Here is a 9,400-nt window from a genome sequence, read left to right on the forward strand (position 1 = left end):
TAGGTCAGGGAGTTTTTTCATTCCTCTATCTAATGTCTATCTCGTTCTCTTGTCAAGGGGGTTGAGCAATTACCTTTTATCAATCCTAAAAAAATTGATATCGAGTCAGTTTCTTGACTGTAGAATTGACACCGATCGAAATTTTGTGTATCATATCACAATTTTCTGTGTGATAGATAGTTAGTCATCATTTTGTGCTTTTACCTACATATTTAGTAAAGTTAAGTATTTGCACTTAAATATAAAATTTTTGTAAGCTGGGTAGAGCGACCAGAGTTACCTTTGAAGATTTGTTGGGTTGAGCGAGCTCTTAGCTCTTTTTTACCACAATCACAATAAATCCCTATTAGGGATTGAAACACTGAGGCTGTCGTCTCTTAGGGTTCGACACTGTACGGGTCTTGCCAACCAGATATCCCAAAATAGGATAAGGTATTAGTTACTGAATTTTTAGAACCACGTAAATCAACAAATGAGTCGATGTAACCCTGAAGCGAATTCTCCCAGCATCTTAAAAAGCAAGGCGACTAGCACTGTTGGTCGTGGAAAAAAAGCTAATCTCAATACCAACTTGAATTTTTCTGCATGGAGTGACGAATACGTTACTTTATATCTGGGCGATAGTCTCCAACACTACGAGAAGTGGGAGCGACCTACTGTCATCGTTTCAGATGGAGCTTACGGTATTCTTGGGTTTGAAGGAGACACGTCCGATCGCATTGATTTACCTAATTGGTATCAACCTCATATCGAAGCATGGTCAAAAGCAGCCATGCCATGCACAACACTCTGGTTTTGGAATTCAGAGATTGGTTGGGCTGTTGTGCATCCACTTCTAGAGAAGTATGGTTGGCGCTATGTCAATTCCAATATTTGGAACAAGGGAAAAGGTCATATCGCAGGGAATGTTAACACACAAAAAATTCGCAGGTTCCCCGTCGTGACAGAAGTCTGCGTTCAATACGTCAGAGAAGTCACAGTTAATGAACTTACCTTAAAGAGGTGGTTATTGCGAGAGTGGAAACGCTCTGGGTTGCCGTTACGACGAGCCAACGATGCTTGCGGGGTAGTGGATGCAGCAACCAGGAAATACTTCGATCAAGGGCATTTGTGGTATTTTCCTCCGACCGAGATGTTTGAAAGGCTAGTGAACTATGCAAATGAGTATGGTAGTCCTCAAGGAAAACCATACTTTTCACTGGATGGCAATCAGCCTTTAACGGGACAAGAATGGAGCAAGATGCGATCGAAATTTAGATGCCCTCACGGTTTTACAAACGTTTGGGAGCGTCAAGCTTTACGGGGCGATGAGAGAGTTAAAACTCTCTCTGGGAAAGCATTACATCTCAACCAAAAACCTCTGGATCTGATGAACCTTATTGTTGAGGCATCGAGCGATGAAAACGATGTTATATGGGAACCTTTTGGTGGACTTTTCACTGCAGCTTTGTCAGCACGTAAACTAAAACGAAAAGCCTTTTCTTGCGAGATAGACCCAGACTATTTCTACTATGGTGTACAGAGATTTAATCAATAATTTCATCAATACTCTCTTCTCTAATCTGTAGATAATCTTGTAGGGATTTCTTGATGCTGCCTTCTAGGCGACTTGATAAAAGCTTATTCCACCGACCAACGGTCATACCGGAAACTTCAGTATTGTAGACACGTCGCTTAAATTCTTCAATGCCTGGATGTACAATTCTGTCCATCTTTGCAAAATTTGTATCTAGTCTATATTCATAGCGTATCCGTAGCTCCCGCAGAAGGCGCTGATACTCTCTAGTTGGTTTGTAGACTTTTCCTTGATTACCCCATGAATCAACTATTTTCTCAGCTTCTAAAAACTCCTCTGCAGAGCCTTGGAATTTATATCCACTGGTGTTTGTTTGTTGCAAATTTGCTGTTCTTTGAGTTGTATCTTCCGGCTCTAAAACAAGATAATCCGGCGGATTGTGATAGTGGGTATCTCTCGCTACAGCTACCGATAAACCAGAGACAACGCACACATCAAGAATGCGAGGCTTGCCATAGATGATTTTATCGGGTAGCCATGCCAGGATAGTAACGTGAGTCCGATCGAACCTAAAGTGATTTTGACTTGACTATCTTTGAAACGTGCTGTTATCTCTGTTGCTAGTGGGAACCACGCTTTAATTTCTAATCCTGGCGTTGGTTGAACTATGCCGAGGAAAATAGTATCTGGAAAGCCAGGATCTTGCCTATGCCACTTTCCAAATTCAGCGAACTCATTTTGTTGATTCAAGAATTCAACGGTGTTAAATTCGATTAAATTTCCGACTAAGGACGAAAGCTTTGAGATCACTTTAGAGAGGTTCACCGCTGCATTTACGGTGACAGGTTTAGATACATCTAAAACGTCGAAAGTATGACCCGATAAGCGATCTAGATATTGGGAGGCAAGTCTGATTACATCTTGGGTATTCATATCTCGCTCTCACAAGATGCTTCAGATATTTTTTGTGAAATTTTCCTAATAATATCGCAAGGATCTACACCAATTACACGAGCAACTAACAGAAACTCAATTACATCTAACCGACGTTCACCGTTTTCATATTTGGCTACGAAAGACTGGGGCTTTTTAAGAGATGTAGCAACAGACTCCTGAGTTAGTTGCGCTTCTTTACGAGCCGCAATCATACAGCAACGGAAGGTTTCATATTCATGGCTAAAAACAGATTTCATTATACTTTGGGTTTAGCACTGCATATTCCCTAGATATAATAAACCTGTTTTCGGATAATCCCAAAATAGGATATTTAAATTTGTTAAAAATCAATAGTCATGACACTTGAACAAAATTAATCACAATCCCGATAGTCGCAGCTATCTCTACTTGCGGCCCTCGGTGCTACCATAATTTTTTTTGTCATCCTTCGGCTTAGCAACACCATCAGGTTGTTTCTTTGGCTTTTTGACTTCTTTGTTGCTTTTTCTTTCTTTTGACATGATCGTTCCTCAATTTTGACTCAGCATAACATAGATGGACACATTTGCCTAACTGCCAGTTGAGGGGGTACTCGTATACAGATATTAGTCGCTGTTAGTTTTGTACCATCTGCATTATATTATCGGCTAGCTTTTGAACGAATACCCTCTACCGTTAGGCATATCGATAAATTCCTCAGAAATAGAATGTCTGAAATTCCTTTTAACCCCGATCGACTAAAGGAAATATTGAAAAGCGCGATCGTATAACTGCTGCGAGACAACCGAGAAAAATTCTCGCTGATTAAGCTGTTGTTTTACATCTAATTTTCCGGAAAAATGACAGTAGATCAAAATATGGAGATATGACCATGCCAGCCTGCCCGACACCTGAAGCAAACACAACTAACAAATTTGCAGTCTCCGTTTAAAAAAGCTGTTAGTCACAGTGGACAACAAGAATATTATTTTAGTATTGATTAATCATTCGGACAGTGTTTGATGGCTTACCTATTGAGAATAACGGTTTCACCGATCTCAGTACGATCGCAACGGTTGCCGAAGCACACTAGAGACCCACGATAAATCAAGGGTTTCAGACTATGACCTCAAAACGGTCGGGGCTCTGGAAAAAGCACAAAGTATATGTATAAATATAAAGTTAATTGTCAGCTTTCTTGAAAGTGCGATCGCATCCGCTCGGTTAGAGCTAAAATACTTATAAAGAGTGTTTATTTCTAGATAAATTTCCGCTATTAGGAATGTGACCCGTATGGAAGTAACCGAGCTGCTCAAAGAGTACGAAAATGGAAACAGAGACTTTGCTGACGTAAACCTAAGCGGAGCAAACCTCAGCGGAGCTATGTTGGTAGGGGTAAACCTTTCGAGGGCTAACCTGTCGGGAGCTAACCTGAGTCGGGCGCATCTGACCAAAGCAGAACTAAACGACGCAAACCTTTACAGGGCAAATCTGAGTTTTGCCAAAATGGGCCAAGCCAGACTAGCGGATGCAGAGCTTACCAAAGCCAATCTCAGCGGAGCTTTCCTCGTCAAAGCAAAACTCCCCAGGGCAAAGTTGAGTGGCGCTCAACTCATCGGTAGCAACCTGCGGAGCGCTATCCTCTGGAACGCCAATTTATGTACAGCCGACCTGCAGTTCATCAATCTGCGGGGCGCTAACCTCACGGGAGCCAACCTCAACTGGGCCAACTGCGGAGGGGCAAAACTCAGCGGTGCAAAGCTGTTTGGCGCTCAACTAACAGGCATCTATCTCAGCAAAGCTTACATCAATGGCATCGACCTGAGCAGGACGGATCTCAATGGCGTCAACCTGAGCGAAGCCAAACTGAACGGGGTAAATTTGGAAGGCTCGAACTTGTTAGCCGCCAATCTCAGCGGGGCTCAGTTGCGGGGCGTCCAGTTGATGGGAGCAGATTTAACCAGGGCAAATCTGGTGGGAGTTTCTTTGGTGCAGGCAAACCTCGATTGGGCGAGGCTGTGCTATGCAGACTTGAGTGAAGCCGACTTGAGGGGGGCAACATTCACGGGAACCAACTTTGAGGGTACTCAGTTAGCCGGATCAACAATGCCCCCATCTTTGAGCAATGATGTCTACTTAACTGCAGCACGTGGTGTCGCAGCTTAGGGAACGCCAAAAATTAATTTCTCATCCGAGTGGACGGCTCTCGCATTAGTTTAACTTTTGATGCAGACATCATTACTTTTGTGAGAGTGTTGCACCGGCAAGAAATTTACTGATATTTGCGAGAGTTTGTAGCATCACAATTGAGCTCACCCGATTAATTTCGCGACTCGCAAAGCAGAGGTAATGGCTCCTTCGTGCAAACCATCCCCCAAATAAGCTCCCGCATGATAAGTGTTGTTCTCACCATTAGTCTCTATAACTTCATCTCGATATCGAAAAGACTCGACAGTGTACAGCGGCGTGTGATGTTTCTGAATGTGAATAATGTGCTTTTGGGCGATCGACTCCTGCAGTTGAAAAGCTAAACTGTACTCTCGTGGCGAGGAGATGCCACAAAGCTGATTCAAGCTCGCATTATAGCCCCACCCTTTGTCAGTCTCGAAAAAATCAAATTCTGATAACTTGCGGATACCGTAGCGATCGTACATTGATGTATCCGAATGCAGTACAGTGGTTGCATAATTGGCTTTCCACGCCGAAAACCGCTTCCTTTCCGCATCCGTAGGATCGGACAACAGCCTCATAACTTGGTCGGGTGGCATCGCAAAAACCACCTTATCAAATTCCTGGATTTCCCCATCAGAAAGCACAATTTTTACAGCATCCGCACTTCTAAAAATATTGGCAATCTCCACATTTAGCCGTATATCGCCCTTAAATCGCTCCAAAATCTTTTCAATGTAAGAATACACCCCGCCTTTAATCCTCACCCAGTTGACCGAGGCATATTCGCGCAAAACAGGCATCGCTAATTCTGCCGGGAAATTGTCGAGCAATTCAAACGGTATCGAGTAGCTGTACATCGTCAGCAACTTCAGCCAATAATTGCGGACGCACGAGCTTTTCAAAGACTCAGAAAGGGGTACATCGTAGAAATCGTGCTGTTTGGCAAACCGCATTTTTAAAATAAATCCAGCCGAACGAGCGTAGAGACTATCAAGTCGCAAATATTCGATCAGCCGTTGGATTCCGGTGAAATTCTTTCGGATAGATACCGCAGACAAAAAGTGGGTGCCATCTTTAAAAAACAGCGCGGAACCAATCTGCACGGGTTCTAATTCAACGCCTAGCTCCTGCATAAAAGCCACGAAATTGTAAAAGACCGTCGGAAATTCCAGCACCCCATTTTCTAATATTTCATTGCACTCTGATTGATTTGGGGCAACATTTTTATTGAGAGTCCGAATGTGTCCGCCTAAAATCGGCTGCTTTTCCAACACAGTGACGTGATGCCCCTGTTTATCGAGCCAGTAGGCTGCTGCCATACCACTGGCTCCGCCCCCAACAATTGCAATTCTCATAGTTCACTCCTAGATTGATAGAAGGAAGTTCGGCAACGGATTCTGTAACGGATGTAACGGATGTCAGGAAGAAGGAAGATGGAAGATGGAAGAAGAAGAAATTCTCGTTTCCAGGTTCTACCTGGAAACGCATTTCAGTCTTGCTGTGCCTCGTCATTTTTAAGAGGAGGCAGAGCCTCCAGAAATTCATTCGTTGGCCGAGCCAAGGAACGAGATAATGAGAGCAGAAACGAGAGATTTTTAAGAGCAGGCAGAGGAAGAGTGAAATTTATTCCTTGGCTTTGCCAAGGAACGAGAGAAACAGGAAAATAACCAATTGCTAATTTTCCTTAGCCTAAAATTGCATCGCCTGATAAACGTTGATAAAGTAGCGCCCCCGTCCAAAATGTCGGTGCAAAGCCTGGATAGCCCGAGGAGGCGTTGCAGAAATAGAAATTGTTGAGGGATGTTTCATGATTTAGTCGATCGACTCCCATGTTGCGCGGCGTCAGGCTGGAACCGTAGGAATTACCGTTAGGACACCAGCAGAAGCGCTCGTTAGTCGTCGGACTTCCGGTAATATGAAAGACCATGTGTTTGCGGAAATTCGGAACATAGTCTTTTTCAACCACATCTAAAATCGAGTCCAGAATCTCTTGTTTCTTCTGTCTGTAAGCTTTGCGATCGCTCTCCCAAAGTTGTTTAAAATAGCTGTAATTAGCAACAGTCAGAAATTCAACAATTTGACAATCTTCAGGACAATCCCGCCGCGCTTCCGTCAGTAAAGTAGGTGTGGTAATTGCAAAACTCGGACGAGAAAAGTCATTTTTATCGTACATTTGAGCAAAAGCTTCATTCAAATCCAGATGTTCGGAATGAAACGTATTCCACTTGCCAAATCCATAGTCTCGGAGATCGATATCTTTGACAACGCAGTACACCATGTAGTTAGATGCAGAATACTCATAGTTGAGTTTCTGCCGCACTTTTTTAGAGAACAGTTCCTCTCCTATCATCTTGGCCGCTCTTTTCGGATCTAGGTTGCAAATCACCGTGTCTCCCGTGAATTCATGGGTTTGATGCGTGGTCAAATCCATCGCTTCAACACCAGTTACTGTTCTGTTTGTTACCCTAAAATTCGTGACTTCATGGTTTAAGAGAACTTTCCCCCCGTTGAATTCAATGACTTTAACTAAAGAATTGATGACATCTTCAAAATGCTGCGTCGGGTAAAATGCACCTTCTTGATAGCCTCTAAACAAGGCAATCCAAGCATAGAAAGAAAGCTGATTTGGAGGCAGCAAAAAGTCTGGCCATTGCAGGGCTAATAGAGTTTGAGCGGCTTGCGGGAGTTGGAACTTGTCGAAAACGTCTTGAAGTGTACTGTTGAGGTGTTGGACGGCACAGAATACGTCACCGAAATTTTTGAGCAATTCAATTGGCTTGACCGGAGGAGCAAGTTTTCTGAGTCCCTCGCCGGTTTTCTCGACTTCGTTGACGAATTGGCGAATTCTCTCGCCCGCTTCGGGAAACAGCGCCGACAATCTGCGGATCAGTTCCTCTGGTTCCGAGGGAATATCCAGCGCATACCCAGGCATTCTCATGTGGTCGTAGCCATTCGGATCGTACCGTTCAAAGGTGACATCTCGATCGAGACCGAGTTTTTTGAGAACTCGATTGACTGTATGTCCTTCGCCGCAGTCCCAAACGTAGTGGAATTGGGCATTAAAGGTGTATTTTTTGGCCATCGTAAAGGTGTGACCAAAGCCTCCGGGATGCTCGTGAGCTTCGAGGATGTGTACGGTTTTGCCGGAGTTTGCCATCAAAGCTCCGAAAACCAGTGCTGATAAACCACTGCCGACGATGAGGTAATCTGTTTTCATGGTAAATTTCCTCGATCGATTGAATGGGGCGATCGTTGTCTATTTAAACTAACTATCAATTCTGAGAAAATTCTGAAGTCCAGCAACAATTTTGCGAGGCGCGCTGGTTTAAGGATTGTCTTAAAGTCTGAGTACGGCTGCTGTTAAGCTTAATTAAGCTGTTGTGGATAGAACTTATAGCTGCGGAGGCGGACTGGAAAGCCCGCCCCATAAGGGAAGAAATCGGGTTTATACCTTTGTTCTTAGTCTTAAGGTATAGAGTAGCCTACCTAATTAGGAGTATGTTAATTAGAGTCCAATCGCTTATTTGTGCGGCACAATCACATCAAAAAAAGCATCCTCCAAATCATAACCAAACATCTGCGACATCGCCATCAACTTCGATTTACTGGGGATTCCCTGCTGATTCAACCAATCAGTCAACACAAAAATTTTGTTCATCAAAAACATTTCCAAAGCTTCAGGATTGTACTGAATACCTTGGGTGCGGTGGAACTGGTGCGGCACCAACATCGCGGCATAGCGCGCCAATTCTCCCGCTTTCCAATCCAGCAAAAATGGCAGCCAAGGGTAACAAGCATCCAAGCGAATAAACCACAGCCGCACTTCGGGAATTTCTGAAATTTCTCGCGGATCTAGCTCTTCGCGCGGATACTCAATTTCAAATTGTAGCTGTTGTTCGTTTTGGGCGATCGCTCCTTCGGCCAGCCACTTTTCAATCACAGTCCGCACCGGAGACAAATCTAAATTGTGTATATGCTGGGCATTGATTGATATCATAATAGTCATAAAATGTCAACTTATTTTCGATCTTAGATTGCTCCCACCGATGAATCCGCGGGCAAGAGACCCAATTGCTTGATTGTCAACTTGATAGCATTTAGTTATCATACCACCAACCATAAACATTTTATAGCAGAAGGAAGAACGAAGGAGGAATAAGGAAGAAAAAATAAGGAATAAGGCAAATGCAATAAAATCAATGTGTTAGCAATGAAAAATCCCCTAATTAGCGAAAAAATGCTATTATAAATAATACAGCGGTTCCCACTGTAATGCGGTACACTTAATCAATACTCAACATTTAAGAAATTGGGAAAGTTAATTTTTGCTACTACTCATAAGAGCAAAAACCGTTGTGAAATTGTAGACATTACTGTGCAAAGCTTTCGACAAAAATTGTCTAAGCGCAAAATTTAGTCAACAATAAAAAATATTATGACTACGATAAAAATCTGGAAAGCTGATACAACTTCGTGGGAGACTTATACAGAAGCAAGAATGCTTAATCGAGAAATTGCAGCAAAGATAAGTCCTTACATTTCAAAATGCCTATCCCTGAAAAATACAAATTTAACATATAATATAGTTTTAGAAATCTACTCAGAATATCCACAAACATACCCACCAAATGATTTTTTTACAACTGGTACACTTCGGATTATTTCTAGTAAAATTAAAGAAATACTAGATTCTATTGATAATATCCAGGTGGAGTTTTTCCCCTGGGGGGGTGACAACCCGCCCCAAACCCATAGTTAGTAAGGATTGAGCCAACTTGTGGTAAAAAAAGATAGGCA

At 42.9% G+C, this 9,400-nt stretch carries 8 protein-coding genes; 2 read left to right on the plus strand and 6 right to left on the minus strand.

Going from position 1 to position 9,400, the window contains the following annotated elements; translation table 11 throughout:
- The first annotated feature begins 472 nt into the window (after positions 1 to 472).
- Positions 473 to 1,537: a DNA methyltransferase gene (locus QUA33_RS26665; protein ID WP_333152594.1), complete on the plus strand. Its 1,065-nt coding sequence runs from the start codon at positions 473 to 475 to the stop codon at positions 1,535 to 1,537.
- Here QUA33_RS26665 and QUA33_RS26670 read toward each other — a convergent pair.
- From QUA33_RS26670 to QUA33_RS26680, 3 genes are read right to left on the minus strand one after another with little or no spacing between them, the layout of a single operon-like run.
- The gene (locus QUA33_RS26670) at positions 1,527 to 2,009 is read right to left on the minus strand and encodes a hypothetical protein (protein WP_333152596.1); all 483 of its coding nucleotides are present in this window, start codon (positions 2,007 to 2,009) and stop codon (positions 1,527 to 1,529) included. The two genes, QUA33_RS26665 and QUA33_RS26670, sit on opposite strands and share 11 nt — an antisense overlap.
- On the minus strand, positions 1,982 to 2,449 hold the full coding sequence (locus QUA33_RS26675) for a hypothetical protein (RefSeq protein ID WP_333152598.1): 468 nt from the start codon (positions 2,447 to 2,449) through the stop codon (positions 1,982 to 1,984). The genes QUA33_RS26670 and QUA33_RS26675 overlap by 28 nt, the downstream gene beginning before the upstream one ends.
- Positions 2,446 to 2,709, minus strand: coding sequence for a helix-turn-helix transcriptional regulator (locus QUA33_RS26680; protein ID WP_333152600.1), 264 nt, complete (start codon positions 2,707 to 2,709; stop codon positions 2,446 to 2,448). Before QUA33_RS26680 ends, QUA33_RS26675 begins: the two co-directional genes overlap by 4 nt.
- Positions 2,710 to 3,724: 1,015 nt before the next feature.
- Here QUA33_RS26680 and QUA33_RS26685 point away from each other — a divergent pair.
- On the plus strand, positions 3,725 to 4,597 hold the full coding sequence (locus QUA33_RS26685) for a pentapeptide repeat-containing protein (protein WP_333095220.1): 873 nt from the start codon (positions 3,725 to 3,727) through the stop codon (positions 4,595 to 4,597).
- 146 nt (positions 4,598 to 4,743) lie between these two features.
- Here QUA33_RS26685 and QUA33_RS26690 read toward each other — a convergent pair whose 3' ends face one another.
- The 3 genes from QUA33_RS26690 to QUA33_RS26700 form a co-directional block, all read right to left on the minus strand.
- Complete coding sequence (locus QUA33_RS26690) at positions 4,744 to 5,958, minus strand: FAD-dependent oxidoreductase (protein WP_333152601.1); 1,215 nt, start codon at positions 5,956 to 5,958, stop codon at positions 4,744 to 4,746.
- A 329-nt stretch (positions 5,959 to 6,287) separates the two neighbouring features.
- A complete protein-coding gene (locus QUA33_RS26695; protein ID WP_333152603.1) occupies positions 6,288 to 7,820 on the minus strand; it encodes an NAD(P)/FAD-dependent oxidoreductase in 1,533 nt (510 codons plus the stop codon).
- Positions 7,821 to 8,123: 303 nt separating this feature from the next.
- Positions 8,124 to 8,609, minus strand: coding sequence for a CRR6 family NdhI maturation factor (locus QUA33_RS26700; protein ID WP_333152605.1), 486 nt, complete (start codon positions 8,607 to 8,609; stop codon positions 8,124 to 8,126).
- Between the last annotated feature and the right edge of the window lie 791 nt (positions 8,610 to 9,400).

It is taken from the genome of Microcoleus sp. Pol14D4 (assembly GCF_036701245.1).
Taxonomy (GTDB): Bacteria; Cyanobacteriota; Cyanobacteriia; order Cyanobacteriales; family Microcoleaceae; genus Microcoleus.

Excerpts from the sequence above, each read along its gene's own strand:
- QUA33_RS26685 (WP_333095220.1), top strand. The coding sequence starts at position 3,725 with ATGGAAGTAACCGAGCTGCTCAAAGAGTACGAAAATGGAAACAGAGAC.
- QUA33_RS26695 (WP_333152603.1), bottom strand. The coding sequence starts at position 7,820 with ATGAAAACAGATTACCTCATCGTCGGCAGTGGTTTATCAGCACTGGTT.
- QUA33_RS26675 (WP_333152598.1), bottom strand. The coding sequence starts at position 2,449 with ATGAATACCCAAGATGTAATCAGACTTGCCTCCCAATATCTAGATCGC.
- QUA33_RS26680 (WP_333152600.1), bottom strand. The coding sequence starts at position 2,709 with ATGAAATCTGTTTTTAGCCATGAATATGAAACCTTCCGTTGCTGTATG.
- QUA33_RS26690 (WP_333152601.1), bottom strand. The coding sequence starts at position 5,958 with ATGAGAATTGCAATTGTTGGGGGCGGAGCCAGTGGTATGGCAGCAGCC.
- QUA33_RS26665 (WP_333152594.1), top strand. The coding sequence starts at position 473 with ATGAGTCGATGTAACCCTGAAGCGAATTCTCCCAGCATCTTAAAAAGC.
- QUA33_RS26700 (WP_333152605.1), bottom strand. The coding sequence starts at position 8,609 with ATGACTATTATGATATCAATCAATGCCCAGCATATACACAATTTAGAT.